Source organism: Streptosporangium jomthongense, from assembly GCF_042650425.1.
Lineage (GTDB): Bacteria > Actinomycetota > Actinomycetes > Streptosporangiales > Streptosporangiaceae > Streptosporangium.
In genome coordinates this window covers 307,497-331,444 of sequence record NZ_JBHSBC010000012.1, presented here as the reverse complement: position 1 = coordinate 331,444, position 23,948 = coordinate 307,497, and the positions used below count along the sequence as shown (strand labels likewise).

The 23,948-nt window shown below is 70.9% G+C and carries 24 protein-coding genes; 15 read left to right on the top strand and 9 right to left on the bottom strand.

Annotated elements, in window-relative coordinates; all coding sequences use genetic code 11:
* Positions 1–124 precede the first annotated feature (124 nt).
* The 11 genes from ACFOYY_RS13205 (at position 125) to der (ending at position 11,147) form a co-directional block, all read left to right on the top strand.
* Positions 125–1,795 carry a CTP synthase gene (locus ACFOYY_RS13205; RefSeq protein ID WP_352009094.1) on the top strand — a complete coding sequence of 557 codons (1,671 nt, stop codon included), beginning with the start codon at positions 125–127 and terminating at the stop codon, positions 1,793–1,795.
* The gene (locus ACFOYY_RS13200) at positions 1,792–2,433 is read left to right on the top strand and encodes an NUDIX hydrolase (RefSeq protein WP_352009095.1); all 642 of its coding nucleotides are present in this window, start codon (positions 1,792–1,794) and stop codon (positions 2,431–2,433) included. Before ACFOYY_RS13205 ends, ACFOYY_RS13200 begins: the two co-directional genes overlap by 4 nt.
* Positions 2,430–3,371, top strand: a complete 942-nt coding sequence (locus ACFOYY_RS13195) for a site-specific tyrosine recombinase XerD (RefSeq protein ID WP_386189940.1) — start codon at positions 2,430–2,432, stop codon at positions 3,369–3,371. The genes ACFOYY_RS13200 and ACFOYY_RS13195 overlap by 4 nt, the downstream gene beginning before the upstream one ends.
* A 99-nt stretch (positions 3,372–3,470) precedes the next feature.
* Complete coding sequence (locus ACFOYY_RS13190; protein WP_352009097.1) at positions 3,471–4,412, top strand: ParA family protein; 942 nt, start codon at positions 3,471–3,473, stop codon at positions 4,410–4,412.
* 49 nt (positions 4,413–4,461) lie between these two features.
* Complete coding sequence (locus ACFOYY_RS13185; RefSeq protein WP_352009098.1) at positions 4,462–5,289, top strand: segregation and condensation protein A; 828 nt, start codon at positions 4,462–4,464, stop codon at positions 5,287–5,289.
* Complete coding sequence (gene scpB / locus ACFOYY_RS13180; protein WP_352009099.1) at positions 5,279–5,839, top strand: SMC-Scp complex subunit ScpB; 561 nt, start codon at positions 5,279–5,281, stop codon at positions 5,837–5,839. Before ACFOYY_RS13185 ends, scpB begins: the two co-directional genes overlap by 11 nt.
* Positions 5,836–7,425: a pseudouridine synthase gene (locus ACFOYY_RS13175; RefSeq protein WP_386189939.1), complete on the top strand. Its 1,590-nt coding sequence runs from the start codon at positions 5,836–5,838 to the stop codon at positions 7,423–7,425. Before scpB ends, ACFOYY_RS13175 begins: the two co-directional genes overlap by 4 nt.
* Positions 7,426–7,479: 54 nt before the next feature.
* A complete protein-coding gene (gene aroH, locus ACFOYY_RS13170; protein WP_352009101.1) occupies positions 7,480–7,839 on the top strand; it encodes a chorismate mutase in 360 nt (119 codons plus the stop codon).
* A 33-nt stretch (positions 7,840–7,872) separates the two neighbouring features.
* The gene (locus ACFOYY_RS13165) at positions 7,873–8,955 is read left to right on the top strand and encodes a prephenate dehydrogenase (protein WP_352009102.1); all 1,083 of its coding nucleotides are present in this window, start codon (positions 7,873–7,875) and stop codon (positions 8,953–8,955) included.
* 135 nt (positions 8,956–9,090) lie between these two features.
* On the top strand, positions 9,091–9,726 hold the full coding sequence (gene cmk / locus ACFOYY_RS13160; RefSeq protein WP_352009465.1) for a (d)CMP kinase: 636 nt from the start codon (positions 9,091–9,093) through the stop codon (positions 9,724–9,726).
* Positions 9,723–11,147 carry a ribosome biogenesis GTPase Der gene (der, locus tag ACFOYY_RS13155; RefSeq protein ID WP_386189938.1) on the top strand — a complete coding sequence of 475 codons (1,425 nt, stop codon included), beginning with the start codon at positions 9,723–9,725 and terminating at the stop codon, positions 11,145–11,147. Before cmk ends, der begins: the two co-directional genes overlap by 4 nt.
* Before the next feature lie 43 nt (positions 11,148–11,190).
* Here the strand turns inward: der and ACFOYY_RS13150 are convergent, their stop codons facing one another.
* Both ACFOYY_RS13150 and ACFOYY_RS13145 read right to left on the bottom strand, forming a co-directional pair.
* Complete coding sequence (locus ACFOYY_RS13150) at positions 11,191–11,745, bottom strand: MarR family winged helix-turn-helix transcriptional regulator (protein WP_352009104.1); 555 nt, start codon at positions 11,743–11,745, stop codon at positions 11,191–11,193.
* A gap of 15 nt (positions 11,746–11,760) precedes the next feature.
* Complete coding sequence (locus ACFOYY_RS13145; RefSeq protein ID WP_352009105.1) at positions 11,761–12,351, bottom strand: malonic semialdehyde reductase; 591 nt, start codon at positions 12,349–12,351, stop codon at positions 11,761–11,763.
* A gap of 128 nt (positions 12,352–12,479) precedes the next feature.
* On the opposite strand from ACFOYY_RS13145, the gene ACFOYY_RS13140 reads away from it, so the two are divergent.
* Positions 12,480–13,445, top strand: coding sequence for a cation diffusion facilitator family transporter (locus ACFOYY_RS13140; protein WP_352009106.1), 966 nt, complete (start codon positions 12,480–12,482; stop codon positions 13,443–13,445).
* On the opposite strand, the gene ACFOYY_RS13135 is transcribed toward ACFOYY_RS13140, so the two are convergent.
* Both ACFOYY_RS13135 and ACFOYY_RS13130 read right to left on the bottom strand, forming a co-directional pair.
* Entirely contained in the window at positions 13,362–14,039 is a 678-nt protein-coding gene (locus ACFOYY_RS13135; RefSeq protein WP_386189937.1) for a 4'-phosphopantetheinyl transferase superfamily protein, read from the bottom strand. The genes ACFOYY_RS13140 and ACFOYY_RS13135 overlap by 84 nt on opposite strands.
* Positions 14,040–14,086: 47 nt before the next feature.
* Complete coding sequence (locus tag ACFOYY_RS13130) at positions 14,087–15,505, bottom strand: aminopeptidase P family protein (protein WP_386189936.1); 1,419 nt, start codon at positions 15,503–15,505, stop codon at positions 14,087–14,089.
* Positions 15,506–15,681: 176 nt separating this feature from the next.
* Here ACFOYY_RS13130 and ACFOYY_RS13125 point away from each other — a divergent pair, with 176 nt between their 5' ends.
* Positions 15,682–16,110, top strand: coding sequence for a CBS domain-containing protein (locus ACFOYY_RS13125; protein WP_352009109.1), 429 nt, complete (start codon positions 15,682–15,684; stop codon positions 16,108–16,110).
* 42 nt (positions 16,111–16,152) lie between these two features.
* On the opposite strand, the gene ACFOYY_RS13120 is transcribed toward ACFOYY_RS13125, so the two are convergent.
* On the bottom strand, positions 16,153–19,497 hold the full coding sequence (locus ACFOYY_RS13120) for a S8 family serine peptidase (RefSeq protein WP_386189935.1): 3,345 nt from the start codon (positions 19,495–19,497) through the stop codon (positions 16,153–16,155).
* Positions 19,498–19,766: 269 nt separating this feature from the next.
* Between ACFOYY_RS13120 and ACFOYY_RS13115 the strand changes: the two genes are divergently transcribed.
* On the top strand, positions 19,767–20,021 hold the full coding sequence (locus ACFOYY_RS13115) for a Smr/MutS family protein (protein ID WP_184714345.1): 255 nt from the start codon (positions 19,767–19,769) through the stop codon (positions 20,019–20,021).
* Positions 20,022–20,343: 322 nt separating this feature from the next.
* Here the strand turns inward: ACFOYY_RS13115 and ACFOYY_RS13110 are convergent, their stop codons facing one another.
* Both ACFOYY_RS13110 and ACFOYY_RS13105 read right to left on the bottom strand, forming a co-directional pair.
* Positions 20,344–20,571: a hypothetical protein gene (locus ACFOYY_RS13110; protein ID WP_386189934.1), complete on the bottom strand. Its 228-nt coding sequence runs from the start codon at positions 20,569–20,571 to the stop codon at positions 20,344–20,346.
* Entirely contained in the window at positions 20,568–21,071 is a 504-nt protein-coding gene (locus tag ACFOYY_RS13105) for a carboxymuconolactone decarboxylase family protein (RefSeq protein ID WP_386189933.1), read from the bottom strand. Before ACFOYY_RS13105 ends, ACFOYY_RS13110 begins: the two co-directional genes overlap by 4 nt.
* Before the next feature lie 41 nt (positions 21,072–21,112).
* On the opposite strand from ACFOYY_RS13105, the gene pdxR reads away from it, so the two are divergent.
* Positions 21,113–22,537, top strand: a complete 1,425-nt coding sequence (gene pdxR / locus ACFOYY_RS13100; protein WP_386190052.1) for a MocR-like pyridoxine biosynthesis transcription factor PdxR — start codon at positions 21,113–21,115, stop codon at positions 22,535–22,537.
* 51 nt (positions 22,538–22,588) lie between these two features.
* Here pdxR and ACFOYY_RS13095 read toward each other — a convergent pair whose 3' ends face one another.
* Together ACFOYY_RS13095 and ACFOYY_RS13090 are read right to left on the bottom strand one after the other, a co-directional pair.
* Complete coding sequence (locus tag ACFOYY_RS13095; RefSeq protein WP_386189932.1) at positions 22,589–22,957, bottom strand: hypothetical protein; 369 nt, start codon at positions 22,955–22,957, stop codon at positions 22,589–22,591.
* Positions 22,958–22,984: 27 nt separating this feature from the next.
* Positions 22,985–23,482: a cupin domain-containing protein gene (locus tag ACFOYY_RS13090; protein ID WP_386189931.1), complete on the bottom strand. Its 498-nt coding sequence runs from the start codon at positions 23,480–23,482 to the stop codon at positions 22,985–22,987.
* Between the last annotated feature and the right edge of the window lie 466 nt (positions 23,483–23,948).

The window sequence follows — 23,948 nt, the reverse complement described above, 5'->3', positions numbered from 1 at the left end:
GCGAAATGCGGGTCAGGGGATGTACGGGCCGATCACGGGAACCGTTTGATATTCTGAGAGCCCGTGGACATGTAGGCCGTCAGCAGGACGCGCCGACTGATCTATGACGACCACGGGAGACTCCTTGCGCAGCGCCGCACACACCAAGCATCTGTTCGTCACCGGCGGCGTCGCCTCCAGCCTCGGCAAGGGACTGACGGCCTCCAGCCTCGGCCGCCTCCTGAAGCTGCGGGGCCTGCGGGTCACCATGCAGAAGCTCGACCCCTACCTCAACGTGGACCCCGGGACGATGAACCCGTTCCAGCACGGCGAGGTCTTCGTGACCGACGACGGAGCCGAGACCGACCTCGACGTCGGCCACTACGAGCGCTTCCTCGACACCGAGCTGCACGGCTCCGCCAACGTCACCACCGGCCAGGTCTACTCCAACGTCATCGCCAAGGAGCGCCGTGGCGAGTACCTCGGCGACACCGTCCAGGTCATTCCGCACATCACCAACGAGATCAAGGACCGCATCCGGGCCATGGCGGGCCCCGACGTCGACGTGGTCATCACCGAGGTCGGCGGCACCGTCGGCGACATCGAGTCGCTGCCCTTCCTTGAGGCGGTCCGCCAGGTCCGCCACGAGGTGGGCCGGGACAACGTCTTCTTCCTGCACGTGTCGCTGCTGCCGTACATCGGGCCGAGCGGCGAGCTGAAGACCAAGCCGACGCAGCACTCGGTCGCCGCGCTGCGCAGCATCGGCATCCAGCCCGACGCGATCGTGTGCCGCTCCGACCGGCCGATCACCAACTCCCTCAAGCGCAAGATCAGCCTCATGTGCGACGTCGACGAGGACGCGGTCGTCTCCGCCGTCGACGCGTCGAGCATCTACGACATCCCCAGGGTGCTGCACTCCGAGGGCCTGGACGCCTACGTGGTGCGCCGCCTCGGCCTGCCCTTCCGCGACGTCGACTGGAAGGAGTGGGAGCAGCTCCTTCGCCGGGTGCACCGCCCGGCGAAGGAGGTCACGATCGCCCTCGTCGGCAAGTACATCGACCTGCCCGACGCCTACCTGTCGGTCACCGAGGCGCTGCGCGCGGGCGGCTTCGCCAACGACGCCCGCGTCAACATCCGCTGGGTCAAGAGCGACGACTGCGAGACCCCCGAGGGCGCGGCCCGTGAGCTCGACGGCGTCGACGGTGTGCTGATTCCCGGCGGATTCGGTGTGCGCGGCATCGAGGGCAAGCTGGGCGCCGTACGGCACGCGAGAGAGACCAAGATCCCGCTGCTCGGCATCTGCCTGGGCATGCAGTGCATGGTCATCGAGGCCGCCCGCAACCTTGCGGGCGTCGAGGACGCGGGCAGCACCGAGTTCGACCCCGAGACCACCCACCCGGTCATCTCGACCATGGCCGACCAGGAGGACGTCGTCTCCGGCGAGCGCGACATGGGCGGCACCATGCGCCTCGGCCTGTACCCCGCCAAACTCTCCGAGGGCTCCCTGGCCCGCCAGCTGTACGGCATGGCCAAGGTCGAGGAGCGCCACCGGCACCGCTACGAGGTCAACAACTCCTACCGCGAGCAGCTTGAGAAGATCGGCATGGTCTTCTCCGGGCTCTCGCCGGACGGCCGTCTCGTGGAGTACGCCGAGCTTCCCGTCGACGTGCACCCGTTCTTCATCGGCACCCAGGCGCACCCCGAGTTCCGTTCCCGCCCCACCCGCCCGCACCCCCTGTTCAAGGGTTTGATCGGGGCGGCCCTGACCTACGCCGACATCCGCGGCACCGCGGCCAAGGCGGGCAGGAGCAAGTGAGCGACACCGTCAAGGCCCTGAACGCCGGGGACGTCGTGGACGTCCCCGAGGAGTGGAAGGTCGTCTCCTCGGTCAGGCACTTCAGCGGGCGCGTCATCACCGTGGTGACCGACGCCGTGGTCATGCCGGACGGAGAGGTCGTCAACCGTGACTACGCGCTCCATCCCGGCTCCGTCGCGGTGGTCGCGCTCGACGACCAGGACCGTGTGCTGCTGCTCAGGCAGTACCGCCACGCGGCCGGGCACCTGCTGTGGGAACTGCCCGCGGGCCTGCGGGACGTCGAGGACGAGCCGCTGCAGGAGGCGGCAGCCAGGGAGCTGGCAGAGGAGGCGGGCTACCGGGCACGGACCTGGCACACCCTGGTCGACGCCTTCACCTCGCCCGGGATGACGGGGGAGCGGACCAGGATCTTCCTGGCCAGGGACCTCAGCCTCATCCCCGAGGGGGAGTTCGACTTCGTCGGACGACACGAGGAGTCCGACATGCCGGTGGTCTGGATCCCCCTGTCAGACGCGGTTCGCCGTGCCCTGGCGGGAATGATCCACAATTCCCAAGCCGTGGCCGGTATTCTCGCCGCATACGCCGCTTCGGCGGATGCTTTCGCCTCGCTGCGGCCCGCCGACGCACCGGAGGCATGACAGGAGGAGCCCTGAGCGAGACGGAGGTCGTCCTGGCCAGCTACCTCGCCCACCTGGCGGTGGAGCGGGGCCTGGCGGCCAACACCCTGGCCTCCTACCGTCGTGACCTCCTTCGATACCTGGAACACCTGAGGAACCGCGGCCGCGCCACCTTCGGCGAGGTCGCGGAGGCCGACGTCGCAGCCTTCCTCACCGCGCTGCGGGAGGGAGACGAGGAGCATCGGGCGCTCGTGGACAGCTCGACGGCGCGCGCGGTCTCCTCGGTGCGGGGTCTGCACCGCTTCGCCCTGCGTCAGGGCGTGTGCGACCACGACCCCACCCGCAGGGTGCGTCCGCCGCGCCAGCTCAGGCGCCTGCCCAAGGCGATCAGCGTGGACGAGGTCGAGCGTCTGATCGCGGCCTCGGGCCCGGAGGGGGCGCCGCTCACGATGCGCAACCGGGCGCTGCTCGAACTGCTGTACGGCACGGGCGCCCGCATCTCCGAGGCGGTCGGGCTCGCGGTCGAGGACGTCGACCTGAGCCCGGCCAGCCAGCGGGTGAGGCTGCGAGGCAAGGACGGACACTCCCGTTTGGTGCCACTCGGCCGTTTCGCCAGGGAGGCGCTCAGGGTCTACCTCACCCGCGCCCGTCCCGGCATCGCCGCCCACGGCAGGGGTGGTTCGGGGCTCTTCCTCAACGCCAGAGGCGGAAGGCTCACCCGGCAGGGGGCCTGGGAGGTGCTGCAGGCGGCGGCCGAACGCGGAGGGCTGGCGGGAATCTCCCCCCATATCTTGCGACATTCGTTCGCAACACACCTCCTGGACGGGGGCGCGGACGTTAGGGTGGTTCAGGAACTACTCGGCCACGCCTCGGTGACCACCACCCAGGTGTACACCCTGGTCACGGTCGACAAACTCCGTGAGGCCTGTGCCGCCGCGCATCCGCGCGTGCGGCATTGACCTTTGTCGTGTCCGGGCGTGCCGCCTTGCCGCATACGTGTTGACGCCATAGTGTCCGTCCGGACGGTCCGGTTCGAGGCCGTCAGGGAGGTTCGACTGGTGACTGTGACCACCGACGGTTCTGGCCGGGGGACGGCCCCTGGAAACCCCGAGAATCCATGGGGGGACACCAAGACCACCGGCACCCCCCGGAGCGGGGGCGTTCTCGGCCCCACCGGGCGGCCTCGCCCGGTGTTCCCCGACCCATCCCCTCGTACGGTGCACGGACCGGCGCGCGTCGTGGCCATGGTCAACCAGAAGGGCGGCGTCGGCAAGACGACCACGACCATCAACCTGGGCGCGGCGCTGGCCGAGGCCGGGCTGAGGGTGCTGCTGGTCGACTTCGACCCGCAGGGCGCCCTGTCCGTCGGCCTCGGCATCAACCCCCACCAGCTCGATCTGACGGTCTACAACCTCCTCATGGAGCCGCAGATCACCGCCAGGGACGTGCTGATGGAGACCGGCGTCGAGGGCATGGACCTGCTGCCGAGCAACATCGACCTGTCGGCGGCCGAGGTCCAGCTCGTCACCGAGGTCGCCCGCGAGCAGGTGCTCGGCAGGGTGATCAAGCCCCTGCTGCCCGAGTACGACGTCTGCCTGATCGACTGCCAGCCGTCCCTGGGTCTGCTCACGATCAACGCGCTGGCCTGCGCGCACGGCGTCATGGTGCCGCTGGAGTGCGAGTTCTTCGCCCTGCGTGGTGTCGCGCTGCTGATGGACACCATCATCAAGGTCCAGCAGCGCATCAACGAGGACCTGGTCATCGAGGGCCTGCTCGCCACCATGTACGACGCGCGCACCCTGCACGGCCGTGAGGTGCTCGCCCGGGTGGTCGAGGCGTTCGACGAGAAGGTCTACCACACGGTGATCAACCGGACGGTCCGCTTCCCCGACGCCACGGTCGCCGGAGAGCCCATCACCAGCTTCGACCCCTCCTCACTCGGCGCGAGCGCCTACCGGGAGCTGGCCCGCGAGGTCCTCGCCAGGTGGAACGCCGAGTAACCACCCCTCACCCGCGGTGACCGGGATCCCGGTGCGGGACAATGACGGGATGACCGAGCAGGCACAGACGGCCGACGACACCTTCAGAGTGCACCTGGAGGTCTTCGAGGGTCCCTTCGACCTGCTGCTCGGCCTGATCTCCAAGCACAAGCTGGACATCACCGAGGTCTCGCTCAGCAAGGTCACCGACGAGTTCATCGCCCACATCCGGGCCAGGGGCCCCGAATGGGACCTCGACCAGACGAGCCACTTCCTCCTCGTGGCCGCGACCCTGCTCGACCTCAAGGCGGCGAGGCTGCTGCCCTCGGGAGAGGTCGACGACGAGGAGGACCTCGCGCTCCTTGAGGCCAGGGACCTGCTGTTCGCCCGTCTCCTGCAGTACCGCGCCTACAAGGAGGTCGTGAAGGTCTTCTCCTCCCGGATGGCGGAGGAGGCCCTGCGCTTCCCCAGGATCGTGCCGATGGAGGCGAGGTTCGCCAACCTGCTGCCCACGCTGGTCCTCGGCGTCGGCCCGGAACGGCTGGCGGAGCTGGCCCGGCGCGCCTTCGCACCCAGGGTTCCCCCCGCGGTCTCCGTCGCCCACATCTACCAACCGCTCGCCAATGTCCGCGAACAGGCGGCTATCCTTGTCCAGCGGCTGCGGCGCATGCGCCGGGCGACCTTCCGCGCTCTCACCTCCGACTGCACGGGCACCTTCGAGGTTGTCGCTCGTTTCCTGGCCGTCCTGGAGCTCTACCGGGAGGCGGCGGTCTCCTTCGAGCAGGTCGAGCCCCTCGGCGAGCTGCATGTGACCTGGACCGGCAGCGACGACGGTGATGTGACCGTCGCCGACGACTACGACGCGAGCGCGGGTAAGGAGCCCTCCGATGACCGATGAGGCGTCCGGCCCCGGCCTGCGCGCCGGGCTTGAGGCGATCCTGCTCGTGGTCGACGAGCCGGTCGCCGAGACGATCCTCGCCCAGGCGCTGGAACGGCCCGTTCCCGAGATCTCCGCCGCGCTTCGGGCGCTGGCGGCGGAATACACGGCCCAGGGCCGGGGTTTTGACCTGAGAGAGGTCGCGGGCGGCTGGCGGTTCTACACGCGGGCCGGATGCGCGGCCCTCGTCGAACGGTTCGTCCGTGACGGCCAGCAGGCGCGGCTCACCCAGGCGGCGCTTGAGACGCTGGCCGTGGTCGCCTACCGCCAGCCGGTCAGCCGGGCCAGGGTGGCGGCCATCCGAGGGGTCAACAGCGACGGCGTCATGCGCACGCTGGTGGCCAGGGGGCTGGTCGAAGAGGCCGGCACCGATCCGGAGGGGCAGGCGTTGCTCTACCGGACGACTTCATATTTCCTTGAGCGGATGGGCCTGCGGGAGCTCGAAGAGCTTCCGGAACTCGCGCCCTTCCTGCCAGACGACGTGGAAAACCTAGAGGAGCAGAAGCAGTGAACAGCAGGCGTGGTACCCCGTCCGGTGATGGACGCGGTCGAGGCCGTGGCGGCGCCCCGCGCGGTGGCGGCTACCGCGGGAGCGGCGACTCCAGAGGCGGATCGCAGGGCGGTTTCCGCCCGGACGCCTCCCGAGGCGCCTCCCGTGGCGGTCCCCGGAGCGACGATCGCGGTGGTTTCCGCGCCGATCGCGGCGGGTTCCGTTCCGAGGGCCCGCGTCGCGATGATCGGGGTGGCTTCCGCTCCGAGGACCGTGGCGGCTTCCGCGCGGAGCGCGGCGGGTCACGCGGCGGGTTCCAGTCCGACGAGCGCGGCGGCTCACGCGGCCGGTACGGCAGGCCGGAGGGCGGTTTCCGGCAGGATTCCCCTCGTCGTGATGACCGGGGCGGTTTCCGTTCCGATGACCGGGGTGGGTTCCGTTCCGAGGGTCCGCGTCGTGACGATCGGGGTGGGTTCCGTTCTGAGGGTCCGCGTCGTGACGATCGGGGTGGGTTCCGTTCCGAGGGTCCCCGTCGCGATGACCGTGGTGGGTTCTCCGACGAGCGCGGCGGCTCGCGCGGCCGGTACGGCAGGCCGGAGGGCGGTCCGAGGGAGAACCGCGGTGGCGGTTCCCGAGGTCGTTACGGCAAGACCGGCCGTGGCGCGGAGGTCCGTACGATCGGCGGTGGCCGGGCCGACTCCTACGGCGAGCGCCGTCCCGCGCCCGCCAAGGGCGCCTCGGCGAAGGACCGGCAGGGCCAGAAGCCCGCTCTGCGGCCCGGGGGGATCGAGAACGACCGGTTCAAGACCGCCCGCCAGCCCAAGCGCGACTTCGACTTCTACGACTCCGACTACGTCGACGAGCGCGACACCACCGAGGTCCCCGGCGGTGTGCGGCTGCAGAAGGTCCTCGCCCAGGCGGGCGTCGCAAGCCGCAGGGCGTGCGAGGAGATGATCGGCGCGGGCAGGGTGACGGTCGACGGCCAGACCGTCCGCCGTTTCGGCGCCAGGGTCGACCCCGCCAAGCAGGTCATCCACGTGGACGGCAAGCGTCTGCCGACGATGCCCGACCTCGTCTACCTCGCCATCAACAAGCCGCTCGGCGTCGTCAGCACCATGTCCGACCCCGACGGCCGCCCCTCGCTGGCCGACTACGTGGCCGACCGCACCGAGCGGCTGTTCCACGTGGGCCGTCTCGACACCGAGACCGAGGGCCTCATCCTGCTCACCAACGACGGGGAACTGGCCAACCGGCTCACCCACCCCAGCTACGGCGTGCAGAAGAAGTACTGGGCGAAGGTGCCGGGCAGGATCGAGCGTGACCTGGGCCACCGCCTGAAGAAGGGCGTCGAGCTTGAGGACGGCATCGCCAAGGCCGACTCCTTCAGCATCGTCCAGGAGCACGGCCAGCAGGCCCTGGTGGAGATCGTCCTGCACGAGGGGCGCAAGCACATCGTCCGCCGCATGCTGGAGGAGGTCGGGCACCCGGTCATCGACCTGGCCCGTATCGAGTTCGGCCCGGTCAAACTCGGCAGGCTCAAGCCGGGGACGATCCGCGCGCTGACCCTCAAGGAGGTCGGGGAACTCTACGCCGCCGTGGGTCTGTGACCCGAGGCCGGTAACCTTCCCCGACATACACGTTCAGGACACGAAGGAGCGACGATGGTGCGGGCGATCCGCGGGGCGGTCCAGGTCGACGCGAACGACAGGGACGCGATCCTGGCCGGGGTGACCGAGCTGGTCACGGAGGTGATGGGACGCAACAGGCTCACCACCGACGACGTGATCAGTGTGATCTTCACCGCGACGCCCGACCTGAACGCCGAGTTCCCCGCCCTGGCGGCACGCAAGCTCGGCTTTCACGACGTCCCGTTGATCTGCGCCTCGGAGATCGACGTCCCGGGCGCGCTGCCCCGCGTCGTACGGCTGATGGCGCACGTGGAGACCGACCGGCCGCGTCAGGAGATCCACCATGTCTACCTGCACGGCGCGGCGGCCCTGCGGGTCGACATCGCCCAGTGACCCCCGTCCAAGCGTCACGCCGGAGGAGTGCGTGTGAACGGCCTTGAGAGCGTCCTCGTCGTCGGCACGGGCCTGATCGGTACCTCGGTCGCCCTCGCCCTGCGCGGCCACGACGTCCCCGTCCACCTGGCCGACCGCGACGCGGGAGCCGTACGGCTGGCGCGGGAACTCGGCGCGGGCGTCGAGTGGGACGGGCGGCGGGTCGGGCTCGCGGTCGTCGCGGTCCCGCCGCACCTCGTCGCCGACCAGATCGCCCGTCTGCAGCGGGAGGGCGCGGCGCGCTTCTACACCGACGTGGCCAGCGTCAAGCGGCTGCCGATCGAGGGAGCGGCGGCGCTCGGCTGCGACCTGAGCACCTACGCGCCGGGGCACCCCCTGGCGGGCAGGGAGCGCTCGGGCCCGGCGGCGGCCAGGGCCGACCTGTTCCTGGGCAGGCCGTGGGCGCTGTGCCCGACGGAGGAGACCTCGCCCGACGCGGTCGAGGCTCTGCGCGGCCTGATCAAGCTCTGCGGCGGCGAGGCCGTCGAGGTCGGCGCGGACGAGCACGACAGGGCCGTCGCGGTCGTCTCGCACGCCCCGCACGTGGCCGCCTCCGCGGTGGCCGCCAGGCTCGCCGAGGCCTCCGGGACCGCGCTCGGCCTGGCCGGTCAGGGGGTCCGTGACGTCACCCGCATCGCGGCGGGGGACCCGGCGCTGTGGACCGGCATCCTGTCGGGCAACGCGCTGCCGGTCGCCGACGTGCTCGAGGCGATCGCGGACGATCTGGCCACCGCCGCCGCCGCGCTGCGCGCCGCCGCAGCCCCGGCGGACGGGAACGCCGGCATGGACGGCGTCACCGGCCTGCTGCGCCGCGGTGTGGTGGGCACGACCAGGATTCCCGGCAAGCACGGCGGTCCCGCGCGTGCCTACGCGAGCGTCCAGGTCGTCATCGGCGACCGCCCCGGAGAGCTGGCCCGGCTGTTCCAGGTGGCCGAGGCGGCGGGTGTCAACATCGAGGACGTCCGCCTTGAGCACACCCCGGGGCTGCCCCTGGGCGCCGCCGAACTGCAGGTCCAGCCGGAGGCCGTACCGGCCCTGTCGGAGGCGTTGCGGGCGGGCGGCTGGCAGCTTCCCTAGAAGCGGTCCCCGCGGCCCGTTCACGGCGGCCGCGGGTCGTCCGATGCGCGATCGCCTCGCCGTTCCCGGTAGCCTCGTACGGACAACTGAAGCGGGCTGCAAGGGAGAGGCGTCGTGACCGGACTGGTCGTCGCGATGGACGGTCCTTCGGGGTCGGGCAAGTCGAGCGCGTCGCGCGGGGTCGCGCGGGCGCTCGGGCTGCGTTATCTCGACACCGGGGCGATGTACCGGGCGATCACATGGTGGATGCTCCAGCAGGGCGTCGATCTCTCCGACCAGGAGGCGATCGCCGCCAGGGCGCTCGGCCCGGTGCTGACGCTCGGCACCGACCCGGACGCCCCCTCGGTCGCCGTGGACGGCGCCGATGTGGCGGCTCCCATCCGCACCGCCGAGGTCACCGCGGCCGTCTCCGCGGTCAGCGCGGTGCCCGAGGTGCGGCGCAGGCTGGTGGCCGAGCAGCGTGAGATCATCGGCGAGGGTGGCATCGTCGTCGAGGGCCGCGACATCGGCACGGTCGTCGTCCCGGACGCCCCGGTCAAGATCTATCTGACCGCGAGCGCCGACGCCAGGGCGCTGCGCCGTACGGCGGAGCTGGCGGGCACCACGGTGCAGGCGCAGAAGGCCGCGATGGCCAGGCGCGACACCCTGGACTCCACACGCAAGGCGGACCCGCTCGCGATGGCGGCCGACGCCGTAGAACTCGACACAACGGCGCTCAACCTCGACGAGGTCGTCGCCGAGATCCTGCGTTTGATTAAGGAAAAGACGTGACAGGGGAATTCGAAGAAGACAGCGGCTGGATCGACGCGGGGCCGGTCGATTCAGGTACCGGGGAAGGCTCAGAGGAGGACTGGCGGGACGCCGGTCCTCAGCCGGTCGTCGCCGTGGTCGGGCGCCCCAATGTGGGCAAGTCCACGCTGGTCAACCGGATCATCGGCCGCCGTGAGGCGGTCGTTGAGGACGTACCGGGCGTGACCCGGGACCGGGTCACCTACGACGCCACCTGGCGTGGACGGCGCTTCACGGTCGTCGACACCGGAGGCTGGGACCCGGACGCGACCGGTATGGCGCTGAGGATCGCCGAGCAGGCGCAGGTGGCCGCGGAGCTGGCCGACGTGATCCTGTTCGTGGTCGACGCGACGGTCGGCGTGACCGACGCCGACGAGATCGTCGGGCACGTGCTGCGCTCCTCGGGCAAGCCGGTGATCCTCGCCGCGAACAAGGTCGACAACCAGCAGATGGAGCTTGAGGCCGCCGGGCTGTGGTCCCTCGGCCTGGGCGAGCCCCACCCGGTCTCGGCTCTGCACGGCCGGTCGAGCGGTGACCTGCTCGACGTGGTCCTCGACAGCCTGCCCGAGACGCCGCCGCAGCGCTTCGGCGAGGAGCGGGGACCGCGCAGGGTGGCCCTGCTCGGCAAGCCGAACGTGGGCAAGTCCTCGCTGCTGAACAAGCTGGCGGGGGAGGAGCGCGTCCTGGTCGACCCGATGGCGGGCACCACCCGCGATCCGGTCGACGAGCTGATCCAGCTGGGCGGCAAGACCTGGCGTTTCGTGGACACCGCGGGCATCCGCAGGCGTGACCGCGAGCTGAAGGGCGCCGACTTCTACGCCAGCATGCGCACCAGGTCGGCCCTGGAGCGCTCCGAGATCGCGGTCGTGCTCATCGACGCCAGTGAGACGCTGACCGAGCAGGACCTGCGGATCATCTCCCTGGTGATCGAGTCGGGGCGGGCCATGGTCGTGGCGTTCAACAAGTGGGACCTGCTCGACGAGGACCGCCGCTACTACCTGGAGAAGGAGATCGACCGTCAGCTCGTCCGCGTTCCGTGGGCGCTGCGGGTCAACATCTCCGCCAAGACCGGCTGGCACGTGGACAGGCTCGTCCCCGCTCTGGAGAAGGCGCTGGAGTCCTGGTCGACCCGGGTGCCGACCGCCCGCCTCAACGCCTTCCTCACCGAGCTGGTCGCGGCGACCCCGCCCCCCGTCAGGGGCGGCAAGCAGCCCAAGATCCTCTTCGCCACCCAGGCGACGACCGAGCCGCCCAGGTTCGTGCTGTTCACCTCAGGCTTCCTTGAGGAGACCTACCGCCGGTTCATCGAGCGCAGGATCCGTGAGGAGTTCGGCTTCGCGGGCTCCCCGATCGAGGTCACGATGAAGATCAGAGAGAAGCGGCAGGGCCAGAAGAAGAAGTGACCCGTTCACCGGGTACGGCGCGCGCCGTACCCGGTGAACGGACTCAGCGCAGGCTCTTGAGGTGGGTCACGACCGGGCTGTAGGCGGCTTCGAGCTCCCGCAGCTGGTCGTCGGTCAGCAGGTCGATGAAGTGCTGCCGTACGCTGGCCACGTGATGCGGGGCGACCTGCTGGATCGTGGCCCAGCCGTGCTCGGTGAGCACCGCGAAGGTGCCGCGCCTGTCGTCGACGCAGGTCTCCCTGGCGACCAGTCCGGCTGCCTCCATCCGGGAGATCTGGTGGGACAGGCGGCTGCGGGACTGGATCGTGGCGTCGGCGAGGTCGCTCATGCGCATCCGGTGGCCCGGGCTCTCCGAGAGGTTGACCAGGATCTCGTAGTCGTTCACCGAAAGCCCGAAGGTCTGCAGGTCACGATCGAGGCGGTGCTCAAGTAGTTTGTGCGCGGCCAGATGAGCACGCCAGGCCCGCTGCTCCATCGTGGAGAGCCAGCGGGGCTCCTCGTCGTTCACTGCTGCTATCACCCGTTCCTCGCTCGTCGTGCTGGAGGCCGCCACGGGTTGGCCGTTTCGCCCGCCGTGCCGTGATCGCTCCTGGCTCATAGAGCAGAACTTACCTCAGACGGTGGTTACGACCTCCTCGTAGGTCAGGCGGGGAAGGCGGTCGAACCAGGCGTCAGGGCCGGGCCTGCCGATGTTGACGACCGCCAGCACGGTGTGGGCCTCGTCGAGGAACTCCTTGTCGACGCCGGCGGCGTCGTAGCCCGCCATCGGGCCCGCGGCGAGACCCGCCGCGCGTACGCCCAGGATGAAGTAGCCGACCTGCAGCGCCGCGTTGAACGTCGCGGTGCGGGAGCGCAGCGCCTCGTCGGCGGCGAAGGCGTCCCTGGCCTGCGGCCGGTGCGGGAAGACCTTGGGCAGCTCCTCGTGGAAGTCGAGGTCGGCGGCGAGGATGGCGACCAGCGGGGCGGCCGCGGTCTTGGCCTGGTTGCCCGGCGCCATCAGGCGGACCAGGCGTTCCCGGGCCTGCGGCGAGCGCACCAGGACGACTCGCAGCGGCTGCTGGTTCATCGCGGTGGGGGCGTACTTGACCAGGTCGTAGATCGCTCGCACCTGTTCGTCGCTCACCGGTTCCGTGGTGAAGGTGTTGGCCGTACGGGCCTCACGGAAGAGCAGGTCCTGGGCCTCGGGAGAGAGCACGAGCGACATGTTTCACCCCTTGTGGGTTATATGCACGGTTTCTAGCGTTCTCTGCCGTCAACATAGGTGAAGATTCAACTATTCCACGGTGGGCAGGAGACGTGCGTCACGACCGGACGGCGGGGAGGAGGTGAAGAGTGGAGGACAAGCAGGAGAGCCTCGGCACGGTGATCGTCGCGGGGCTGGCCAACCTCGCCATCGCCGTGGCCAAGCTGGTGGCGGGACTGGTCAGCGGCTCCTCGGCGATGCTGTCCGAGGCCGCGCACTCGGCCGCGGACACGGTCACCGAGGTCCTGCTGTTCATCGCGGTGCGCAGGGCCGGACGCCCCGCGGACGCCCGCCACCCCTTCGGGTACGGCATGGCGGGCTTCTTCTGGGCGCTCATGGCCGCCTTCGCCACCCTCATCGGCGGAGCCGGGTTCTCGATCACCCATGGCGTGCACGAGATCGCCCACGGCGAGGAACTGGCCGACCTGAGGCTCTCCTACCTGGTCCTGGCGATCGCCTTCGTCGTCGAGGGGATCTCCCTCCTCAAGGCCCTGTCGCAGGTGCGCGGGCAGGCCAGGAGACTGCGGGTCAGCCCGGGGCGCTACGTCGCCAGGACCCCGGACACCGCGCTCAAGGCCGTCGTCTTCGAGGACGCCGCCGCGCTGGTCGGCCTGCTGATCGCCGCGGCCGGACTGCTCGGCTACCAGGTGACCGGATCCTCCCTGTGGGACGGCGCCGCCTCCGTGGTGATCGGCCTGCTGCTCCTGGGCGTGGCGCTCAACCTCATCCGCGCCAACGCCTCCCTGCTGATCGGCCAGTCGGCACCGGCACGGGTCGAGCGGGAGATCAGGGCCGAACTGCTCGCGATGCCCGAGGTCGAGGCGGTGGTCGAGCTGCTGACCATGATGCTGGGCCCCGATGAGATCATGGTCGCCGCCCGGGTGGACTTCGTCGACGAGAGCACGGCGGGCGCGCTCGAACGCGCCGCGGACCGGGTCGAGCGCACGCTCGCCGAACGCTTCCCGGCCATCTCACAGGTCTTCCTCGACCCGACTCCCGGGGAACAGGCCAAACGTGGCCGGGCGGTCGGTGACGACGCTGACCGTGACGCCTGAGGCGGTGCGCCACTCCAGCAGGTGCCTGCCCTCCCACTCCAGGCGCCGCCGTCCGTCCCCGGCGCCGTCGAGGGGAAGCGCGGACAGGTCGGCCGAGCGCAGGCCGTCGAGGGCGAGCTCCCCGCGCTTGATGAGGGCCTCCTTGCGGACCCACAGACGGATCAGCGACTCGTTGTCGGCGACCAGGGCCCTTTCTGCGGGGGACAGCGCCTGTGCCGCCAGGGACTCCTCAAACGGGCCCCCGGGCACCCGCTCGGCGTCGACGCCGATCCGCCCCGGGCCCGCCGCCGCGCACACGTACCCCCCGGTGTGGGAGAGGCTGACGCCGAGCTCGGGGAACTCCGCCAGGGACGGCCTGCCGTGCCCCGGGCCACAGCGGTCGCAGTGCTGCAGCAGCGTCAGCTCCTCCTCGGGCACTCCGGTCACCCGGGCGGCGCAGCGCCGTACCAGGAGGTGGGCGGCCACGAAGTCGCGGCGGTGGGCCTCCTTGAGGAAGCGCGCCGCCCGCTCCCGCTCCACCTCGGTGAGCAGGTCCAGCGCGGCGGGGGAGTAGATCTCGTCGGTCGGACCGGCCAGCACCAGGCAATCAGGCATCCGCCCAGACTAGGGCCCGTCCGGGCGGCGGGTCGTGGGTGCCTGGGTCAGGAGAGGAGCCCGGCCATCCACTCCTCGATCTCGTCCGGGCGGCGGGGCAGCCCGGAGGACATCAGGCGGGCGCCGTCGGCGGTGATGACGAGGTCGTCCTCGATGCGCACGCCGATGCCGCGCAGTTCGGGAGGAAGGGTCAGGTCGTCGGGCTGGAGGTAGAGGCCGGGTTCGACGGTGAGCACCTGCCCCTCCGCGAGCACGCCGTCCAGGTAGGTCTCGGCACGGGCCTTGGCGCAGTCGTGCAGATCGATACCGAGCATGTGGCCGCTGCTGCACAGCGTGTAGCGGCGGTACAGGCCGCTGCCGGGTTCCAGGGCCTCGTCGGCGCCGATCTTCAGCACTCCCCAGTCGTGCAGCCCCTCGGCGATGACCCGCATGGCCGCCATGTGGAAGTCACGGAACCTGGCGCCGGGGCGCAGGGTGGAGATCGCCGCGTCCTGCGCCTGCAGGACCAGCTCGTAGACCTGCCGCTGGACCGGGCTGAAGCGGCCGGAGAGCGGCAGGGTCCTGGTGATGTCGGCGGTGTAGAGGGCGTCGGTCTCGACGCCGGCGTCCAGCAGGAGCAGGTCGTCGCCGTTCAGGGCGCCGTCGTTGCGGATCCAGTGCAGGACGCACGCGTGCGCGCCGGAGGCCACGATGCTGTCGTAGCCGACGGCGTTGCCTTCGAGACGGGAGCGGAGCCCGAAGACCCCCTCCAGGTAGCGCTCGCCGCGCCGGTGCCGCATCGCCTGGGGGAGCGCCCTGACCACGTCCTCGAAGCCGCGGACGGTCGCCTCGACGGAGAACTGGAGCTCGGCGACCTCCCACTCGTCCTTGATCAGCCGCATCTCGGACAGGAACGTCTCAAGCTCCGCGTCGCCCTCGTGCGGGGAGACCAGGGCGTCGACGGAGGCATCGACCCCGCGCAGCACCCTGGCGGGCCCGGTGAGCGCTTCGCCGAGGCGATCGATCGGCGCGCAGTCGATCAGGTAGAGCGACTCGGCCTCCGCCAGGTCGGGGCGCCTGCCGACCCAGAACTCGCCGTAGCGGCGGTCGCGGTAGAACTCCTGCCCGGCCCGTCCCGGTGCCGAGCGCGGCGAACGAGGACGCAGGAACAGGGTCGCGGCCCCCGAGGGCTCGACGACCAGGACGTCGTCCGGCTCCTGGTCCCCGGTCAGGTAAGCGAAGGCGCTGTGCGCCCTGAACCGGTAGTCGGTGTCGTTGCTGCGGACCTTGAGCGTGCCGGACGGGATGACCAGCCGCTCGCCCGGAAAGCGCGCGGCCAGTGCGGCACGGCGCTTGGCGGTGTAGGCGGCCTGCGGCAGCGCGGCCAGGTCGTCCCGGTGGGTGTCGGCCCAGCCCGTGCCCATGAACGCGGCGAGGGCCTCGGAGACCGGTAGGTCGTGGCTGCCGGTGTTGAGCTTGTCGGTCATCGTTTCCCCGTGGTGAGATTGTGGTATTTCACACGTTACTAATCTGGGGCGGGACGCGCATCCCACCACCATGTGTGACATAACGGTCGCAGGGGCCGCCCTGCTCATGCTTAGGGCGCACCCGGCCAGGGCAAAACCCAGGGATACCCCAGCCACGCCGAACCGAGGTGGTTTCCATGCTGATTGGGAAGATTCTGCAGGCCAAGGGCTCCGTGGTGACGACCGTCCGCCCCGACGCGACGGTAACAGACCTGCTCGGGCTGCTCGCCGAGCACAACATCGGCGCCGCGGTGGTGTCCGAGGACGGTTTCTCGATCGTCGGCATCGTGTCCGAGCGTGACATCGTACGGCGGCTGCACGAGCACGGGCCCGGCGTGCTGGGAGCCCCGGTCTCCTCCATCATGACCACCGAGGTCCGTACCTGCTCGCCGGACGCCAACGCCGACGACCTGCGCCAGACCATGACGACACACCGCATCCGGCACGTCCCGGTGGTCACCGACGGGCGGCTCACCGGGATCGTCAGCATCGGCGACGTGGTCAAGAGCTCCATCGAGACGCTGGAGACCGAGCGGGCCCACCTCGTCGACTACCTCCACCGCTGACCCTCTCCGGGTGGGGTCCCGGTGCGGACCCCACCCGGACCGCTATCGCACGATCACCTTGCCGGTCTCGACGGTCAGGCCCTTGACCTGCGGTGTCGAGGTTCCCGTCGTCACCGTCCCGGTTCCCGGGCTGACCCCCCTGACCTTCAACGTGTAGGTCAGGCTCCCGCCCGGGGCCCCGGGCACACTGGTGACCCGCAGGTCCCCGGTGGGCGGCCCCGAGATCCGGCCGCCCGCCGTACCGTCGGCGTTCTCCGCGCCCACGGTCAGGCCCAGGTCCCCGGACGGGGCGCCGGGCGGTCTGTCCGGATCGTAGGTGTAGGTGATGTCCTCGGTGCCGTTGAGCCCGACCCACTGCTGGAACACCTTGGTGTCCGGGGTGCCGCGGACCTTGAGCCGCCATTCGATCACCAGCCACTTGCTGGGGCCGTCGGCCAGCGTGCCGACGTAGACGCCGGGCGCGTCGGTGCCGTCCAGATCGGTCCAGTAGGGGGCGATCACGTTGTTCGGCGCCGCCGGGTCGGGCAGCGACTGCGGGACGGGACTGATGTCGGCCGGATCCGAGGTGCCGCCCGCGACCGTGTAGCCGTTGGAGACGACGCCGATCCTGGTGTAGGTCCTTCCCGCGTAGGTGAACGCCGGGACGGTGAAGTTCAGCGCCTGCTCGTCGCCGATCGGCGTCGGCTTGACCCCGAAGGCGTCCAGCGGGAGGTACGGCGCGGGCCCGGTGCCGGGCGCGACGTCCGGCCTGTCGGGCTGCCTGGGGGCCAGGGTCGCCCTGGTCGTCGCCAGCTGCGAGCCGATCTTGACGGCGCCGGTCACGCCGTTCAGCCTGAGTTTGCCGTCCAGCGTGCTGACCGCCGTCACCTCGGTCTTGTCGAAGGTGTCGTTGCGCACGGTGACCGTGCAGGTCGCCTCCTCGGTGCCGCGCCGGATCACCGAGGGAGCGCAGTTCTGCTCGACCGGGACGGCCCCCTGCCTGCGGAGGAACGCCACGGGAAGGTGCAGGTCACGGCTACCGCCGATCTCCTTGAGGTCCACCCGGCCGAAGTACTGCCCGTCCGGCAGCTCGGGCGCGGCGATCACGACGCTGACCTTCGCGCTCCTGCCCGGCCCGACGCTGAGGATCGGCGGCAGCACCGTGACGCTCGCCCCGCTCACCGTCGTGCCGGTGGCCCGGTAGAGGAGGGTCCTGTTCGTGACGTTGGTGACCGTCCGCCTGACCGTGAGGACACCCGGCATGACCGGGGCGTTCACCGAGGGCAGGTTCAGGTCGACGCGGTTCAGCTCGTCGGCCGCCGAGGCGGCGAAGTTCCGCGCGCTCTCACTCAGGGTCAGGCCGGGATCGCCCGCCCTGGTCAGGTCGACACGGCCGCCGCCGACGTCGAAGGGGTCGGCCGGGGTGAGGCGGTCCTGCTTGGTGACCGTGGTCTTCGCCGTGGTCACCAGCGCCGACTTGACCTGCCCCGGCGTCCAGTCCGGGTGCAGCGCGAACAGCAGGGCCGCCGCGCCCGCCACGTGCGGCGCCGCCATCGAGGAGCCCGACATGACCTGGTACAGGTTGCCGGGCGGGCCGCCGGACGGGCTTTCCAGGACCGGCGTCTGCCCGGCCAGGATGTGCAGGCCGGGCGCGCCGACGTCGGGCTTGAGGAAGTCGCCGGCGGGGCCGCGCGAGGAGAAGAAGGTCATCACGTCGCCCTGCGCGGCGGCCTTGGCACCCTGGGTGAACGTCGCGGTCGCCCCCGGGTTCGCGGACAGGAAGGCCAGCATCGCGTCGGCCTCCGGCTTGCCGAGGTGGATCGCCGGGAGCCAGTGGTTGTCGGCCATCGGGTCAAGCGGCCTGGCGTCGTAGACGATCAGGCCCGCGGCGCCGCCCTGCCGTACGTTGTGGCCCTTGAGAATCCGGTCGCCCGCGCTGTCACAGGCGACGATCTTCCCGGTGAACAGGCCCGCGGGCGCGGGCGCCGAGCAGGAGGCGTTCGAGTACGGCGCCGCGGAGGCGAGCACCACCGGCAGCGGGGAGGCGACACCCGTCGTGACGGACAGGCCCTTCAGCGTCGCGCTCGCCCCGTCCGCGCCCGCCAGCGTGATCGCCGACTGGAACGTACGGCTCTGCGTCGAGGCCGCGACCGTGGTCACCCACGGGCCTGTGTGGTTGACGGTTCCCGCCTTCGGCCCCGTGTTGCCCGCGGAGGCCGCGACGAACACTCCCGCCGCGTAGGCGTCGAGGAAGGCCAGTTCGACCGGGTCGCTGTAGGGGGAGGCGCCGCCCGAGACGGAGTAGTTGATCACCTGGACGCCGTCGAGGATCGCCCGGCCGACGGCCTGCGCGGCGTCGGAGGGGAAGCAGCCCTGCTGCCCGCAGACCTTGTAGACCGACACGTGCGCGGCGGGGGCGACGCCGTGCAGCGGGCCCCGGTCGACACCGAGCAGGGTGGCGCCGGAGACCGGGCCGCCCGCGGCGGTGGTCGCGGTGTGCGTGCCGTGGCCGTTCGAGTCACGGGCACTGTCCGGGTACGTCTCCCCCGGATAGGCGGAGTTGTAGGTCTCCAGGAAGGGCGCACCGCCGATCAGCTTGCGGTTGCAGGTGAACGGGTCGGTCCGCGGGGTCAGCGGGTTGTCGCCGAAGGCGCAGGCACGCGGAGTCCCGTCCTTGGTAGGGGGCACCGCGGGCAGCGTGCCGGGGTCGGCGAACTGGGGGTGTTCCGGCCAGGCGCCGGAGTCGAGGACGCCGACGACGACGCCCTTGCCCGAGGAGGAGGCGCCGCCGAGCCTGCCGTAGACCGTGGGCGCCCCGATGAAGGAGGCGCTCGAGTCGGTCAGGAGTTGCTCCGGTTTGTCCTCCTGCACGGCGGCGACCCCGGGGAGCCGGGCGACCAGGGCCGCCTTACTGGCCGGGATGCGCAGCGCGATCCCGCCGTAGACGGTCCGCAGCCGCTGTCCGGCCTTGGCACCGGGGACCTCCCTGGCCAGCGCGGTCAGGAAGTCGTCCTCGACCCGCTCGATGTGCCCGGTGTACCTCCTGGCCTCGGCGCCGCGGACGTCGAGGGCCCTTCCCGTCTCGGCGGGGCTCGTCGCGGGCAGGCCGTCGAGCCCGCCCCGGTAGGCGGCGTAGGAGTCGTAGTCGAGTTTGACCATCACGTTGACGGTCGCGTCGGAGGTGGAGCGCAGCAGCGCCTGGTCGCTCCTGGCGATCCTGCCGGTCTCGGACCTGGCGCCCTGCATCGGCTCGCCGCCGGTCAGCGGGGTCACCGTCCACTTCCCCCGGCCGGGAGGAGAGGGAGCCGGGTCCGCGTGAGCCGGCGGGATCATGATCGCGACGAGCCCGGCGCCCGCGACGGCCGCGACCAGGCGCCGGGTCCGTGGCGAGGGGGACGTGCTTGACAACTGGGGACCTCCTTGGGGGACGCGTGAGCGTGTCACACCGCAAGGAGGCGCCCGGTCACCCGCCGCGTCCGGGCGCGGTTGAGGAGGCCTCGGCTCTCCCCGCTGGGTGACGAGGGAACGGCCGCCCGATATGGGCGGCTGATCATGAATGGGAGCCTAGCTAGAGCCCCTTTGTTTGCCTAGATACGGAAATTTCGGCAATCATCGAGATAGCTGGCCCGGTCCCGGGTGGGCTCGTCCGCGAGCACGTGCGATGAGAGGCTGGAACCGTGAAACTGAAGCTGGACCTCCACCCGATCTTCAACCGCGGCGGTGAGATCGACCGGGCACTGCGGGACATCATCGACGAGGCCATCAGGAAGCGGGCGACCGAGGTCGAGATCATCCCCGGCAAGGGGTCAGGTCAGCTCAAGAAGAAGGTCCTGCGTTTCCTCGAACAGAAGGAGATCAAGGCCCTCTACCACCGCATCGACAAGGACTCCAAGAACCACGGCCGCCTGTTCGTCTACTTCAGGCACAAGTAGACCCGCCGGCTGTGACGCCGCCTTCGGCGCGCTCACCCAAGCCTGGCCGGGCGCTGCGCCGGGCCAGGCAGGACGGCCTGCGCCACCCCGGGCTGGACGGCACCTGACCACATCGGCCGGATCACCGCCGACCGGCCGTACTTCTCCGGCAGGCGTCGCCGTGCCCGCCTACGCGGACTCGGCGAACACGCGGACGCCCGGCTGAAGAGCTGGAGGATTCTCAAGCTACGCCGCGGCCCCGGCAAGACCGGTCACCTCTGCGAGGCCGTCGCCGTCCTCCAGGGTCACGAAGGCGCGCGGACCACCCGAGGACGAAAAGGGTTCACCGTTGTGAGACCGTGCCGGGGCTCCAGGAGCGGGTGCTGAGGACGAGGCGGCAGCCGTCAGGGTCGGTGAGGGTGGCGCCGTGGGCGTCCCAGTAGGGGTTGTGGGCGGGAACGCGGACGCCTCCCGCGGACAGGAGCCGGTCGAGCAGGGCCTGGTCGACGGGGGCGGCCAGGTCGAGGAAGGGGCGCGCGACGCGGATCCGGATGGAGGCGTCGATCGTCATCGGCGCTCGTCCGTTCCGGCGATCTTGGCGGTGGTGACGGCGACGCGGTTCCAGGTGTTGACGGTGAGGATGACGGCGAGCACGTGGGCCAACTCGGCCTCTTCGAACCGGGCGGCGGCTTCGGCGTAGACCTCGTCGGGGACGTCGGCGTCGGCGATCAGGGTGACCGCTTCGGTCAGGGCCAGCGCGGCCTGTTCCCTGGAGGAGAAGAAGTGCTTCGCCTCGCGCCAGACCCCGATCATGTGGAGACGAAGGTCGTCCTCACCGGCCTTGCGGGCGTCGGTGACGTGCATGTGCAGGCAGTAGGCGCAGCCGTTGAGCTGGGAGGAACGGATGTGCAGGCAGTAGGCGCAGCCGTTGAGCTGGGAGGAACGGATCTGGATCAGCTCGGCCAGGGCGGGGTCGAGGCCGTCGCGGGCGGCGGCGTCGAAGCCGATCAGGGATCTGAACGCCTTCGGGGCGGCGGCGGCGAAGTTGAGGCGGGGCGCGGTGTCCGTCATGCGCACTAACCTAGGGAGTTGATAGACCGCTCAGGAGGTGCATTCCACTGTCGGAATCTTGGGTCAATTCGGCGGAGCGCATCGGTTCTGACCTGCATCTTGAGCTGGACGGAACCGGATCACGGCGAGCCGCTCTCGGGCGGGCGCTGCGGGCGGCGATCCAGGACGGGCGGCTCGCCCCGGGGGTGCGGCTGCCTCCTTATCGATCGCTCGCGGTCGACCTCGGAATCGCCAGGAACACGGTCGCCGACACCTACGCCGAACTGGTCGCCGAGGGCTGGCTGACCGCGAGGCAGGGCTCGGGAACCCGGGTCGCCGAACGCGCGGCTCCCGCGAAGACGGCGCGGGTGCCGAGGAGGCCGCGGGCCGTGCCCGCCGCCCCGGCGCACAACCTGTCGCAGGGGCAGCCGGACGCGTCGTCGTTCCCCAGGAACGCCTGGTCCGCCTCGACCCGCCGTGCTCTCGCCGCCGCGCCGAACGACGCGTTCGGGCCGGGTGATCCCCAGGGGCGGATCGAGTTGCGCACCGCGCTCGTCGACTATCTGGCCCGTGTCCGTGGGGTGCGGGCCGTTCCGGAACGCATCGTGATCTGCGCCGGTTTCGCCGACGCGCTACGCCTGCTGTTCGGCGGCGGCGTGCTGCGCGGCCCGCTGGCCGTCGAAGCGTACGGCCTGGCGTTCCACCGTTCCCTGCTGGCCGCCGACGGGGTCAGGACGGTGGCGCTCGGCCTGGACGACCACGGCACCAGAACCGAGGACCTGGCCGGGCGACGGGGTGTCCGCTCGGTGCTGCTCACCCCCGCCCACCAGTTCCCCATCGGCGGTCCGCTCACCCCGGCACGCCGCAACATCGCCGTCGACTGGGCACGCGAGCGCGGCGGCGTCGTGATCGAGGACGACTACGACGGCGAGTTCCGGTACGACCGGGAACCGGTGGGCGCGGTCCAGGCGCTCGATCCCGAGCACGTCCTGTACGTCGGTTCGACGAGCAAGAGCATCTCGCCCGCCCTCCGGCTCGGCTGGATGGTGCTCCCCGAACGTCTGGTCGACCCGGTCCTGGCAGTGAAGGGCCAGCGCGAACGCTGGACCGGCGTCGTGGACCAGCTCACCTTCGCCGACCTGATCGTCTCCGGCGCCTACGACCGGCACATCCGCCACATGCGCCAGCGCTACCGCGAACGCCGCAACCGGCTGGTGGAGGCCCTCGCCGGCCAGGCTCCGCATATCGAGGTGGCCGGCATCGCCGCGGGCCTGCACGCCGTCCTGCGCCTGCCGTACGGCACCGAGGCCGCCACCTTGAGGGCCGCCGCCTGGCGCGGTGTGTCCCTGGACGGCCTGGCCGGATTCCGGCACCCCGACACCCCCGCCGACCTTGAGGGCCTCGTCGTCGGCTACGCGACCCCGTCCGACCACTCCTACGCCGCCGCCCTCGCCGCCCTCTGCGAGATCCTTCCACCCGCCCCGTGAACCGCAGGGACGGCGAAAGCCCCGTCCGGGGACGGGGCGGTGACCGGGCTCTCAGCGAGGGCCGCGGAGCCGGAGGGCGACGAGGGCGGTGAGGGCGATGCCCGCGACGGCGATGGTGGTCTGGAGGCCGCCGGTGACGGCGGTGGGGGAGGGGGCGGCGGAAAGGCCCGAGTTGGCGACGGCGACGATCGCGGCGCCCCCGCCGGCGAGCAGGAGGAAGCCGCCGAAGGCCACCGCGTAGGCGCTGATCACCCACTGCAGGCTCTGGGCGGAGAAGCCGAGATCCGAGCCGATCTCGGGCGGCGCCACGTACACGATGTTGTAGTCGATCGAGACGATCAGCTGTGCGAACGCCAGCAGCGCCAGGGTGAGGCCCGGCCGTCGGCGGGCCGCGATACCGGGTGCGGTCAGAGCGGTCATGATGGAGTCCCTCTTCGCGGAGGGGCTTCAGCGCCGGGCGAGTTCCCGCTGCCAGACGGGGCTGTCGAAGTAGTGGTTGTCGAAGCGCTCGGAGCTGTCGCGGATCTCCTGGACGGAGGCTTCGCCGTGGTGGACGCGCTCAAGCAGCCGGTAGTAGTCGAACCGGTCCATCCCGGGCGTGAAGACGACGAGCATCTCGGCCTCGGACCCCGCCGACGGGGCGAACGCGTGCGGAACGGTCGGCGGAACGGTGAGGAAGTCGCCCTGGCCGAGGGTCACGACCGTGTCGTTCAGCAGGATCCGCATCGAACCGCGCAGGACGTAGAACATCTCCGTGGCCCGGGTGTGGAAATGCGCGGGCGCACCCGGCGACCCCTTCAGGAACGCCGCCTTGTTGGCGGTCAGCGCACCGCCGGTTTCCCCGGAGTCGGCGAGCAGGGTGATCAGGCTGCTCGCGCCGTCCCGCAGGGCCTCGGCTTCGAGGGACCGGACGAGAACGGGCTGGTCAGCGGTGGCGAAGTTCATGATCTCTCCATGTTCGGTGATACCGCAGGAACGTTTCTCCGTGGCGGCACAACCGAATCTAGGGCCCGAAAAGACCCACCACATGGTTCATTTTGGCTATGAGAACATGGGTCAATCTACGTCCGGTCCCCTCTGTGCGGACCCTGCGGAGGGGGAGCGCGGCGGAGCCGTCCCGGGCGCAGGCCGAGCACGAACACGCCGGGACCGCCCCCGTACGGGGACGGTCCTTCTCGGACGCCGGGCCGTTTGCGGGCCGTTCGGGGCGGGCCGGTGATGACGGTCGAACAGCGGGTCCGGCGTGCGTGGGTAGAGATGGTCGAAGAGGGGTGCCACCTCGGGCACAAGCGGGCCCGGCCCGCCTCGCGGGGGTGCCGTGTGGCGGGGGCCGAGGCGTCCACGGCCAGGGCCGGGAAGGTTCCGTGCCGGATGCTCGTACGGTGGTCCTTTCCCGGCCTGTGCGGTCCAC

Excerpts from the sequence above, each read along its gene's own strand:
- ACFOYY_RS13130 (WP_386189936.1), bottom strand. The coding sequence starts at position 15,505 with ATGACCGACAAGCTCAACACCGGCAGCCACGACCTACCGGTCTCCGAG.
- ACFOYY_RS13110 (WP_386189934.1), bottom strand. The coding sequence starts at position 20,571 with ATGACGATCGACGCCTCCATCCGGATCCGCGTCGCGCGCCCCTTCCTC.
- ACFOYY_RS13135 (WP_386189937.1), bottom strand. The coding sequence starts at position 14,039 with ATGCCTGATTGCCTGGTGCTGGCCGGTCCGACCGACGAGATCTACTCC.
- ACFOYY_RS13095 (WP_386189932.1), bottom strand. The coding sequence starts at position 22,957 with ATGACCGCTCTGACCGCACCCGGTATCGCGGCCCGCCGACGGCCGGGC.
- ACFOYY_RS13105 (WP_386189933.1), bottom strand. The coding sequence starts at position 21,071 with ATGACGGACACCGCGCCCCGCCTCAACTTCGCCGCCGCCGCCCCGAAG.
- ACFOYY_RS13150 (WP_352009104.1), bottom strand. The coding sequence starts at position 11,745 with ATGAGCCAGGAGCGATCACGGCACGGCGGGCGAAACGGCCAACCCGTG.
- ACFOYY_RS13090 (WP_386189931.1), bottom strand. The coding sequence starts at position 23,482 with ATGAACTTCGCCACCGCTGACCAGCCCGTTCTCGTCCGGTCCCTCGAA.
- aroH (WP_352009101.1), top strand. The coding sequence starts at position 7,480 with ATGGTGCGGGCGATCCGCGGGGCGGTCCAGGTCGACGCGAACGACAGG.
- ACFOYY_RS13185 (WP_352009098.1), top strand. The coding sequence starts at position 4,462 with ATGACCGAGCAGGCACAGACGGCCGACGACACCTTCAGAGTGCACCTG.
- scpB (WP_352009099.1), top strand. The coding sequence starts at position 5,279 with ATGACCGATGAGGCGTCCGGCCCCGGCCTGCGCGCCGGGCTTGAGGCG.
- cmk (WP_352009465.1), top strand. The coding sequence starts at position 9,091 with ATGGACGGTCCTTCGGGGTCGGGCAAGTCGAGCGCGTCGCGCGGGGTC.
- ACFOYY_RS13195 (WP_386189940.1), top strand. The coding sequence starts at position 2,430 with ATGACAGGAGGAGCCCTGAGCGAGACGGAGGTCGTCCTGGCCAGCTAC.
- ACFOYY_RS13125 (WP_352009109.1), top strand. The coding sequence starts at position 15,682 with ATGCTGATTGGGAAGATTCTGCAGGCCAAGGGCTCCGTGGTGACGACC.
- ACFOYY_RS13145 (WP_352009105.1), bottom strand. The coding sequence starts at position 12,351 with ATGTCGCTCGTGCTCTCTCCCGAGGCCCAGGACCTGCTCTTCCGTGAG.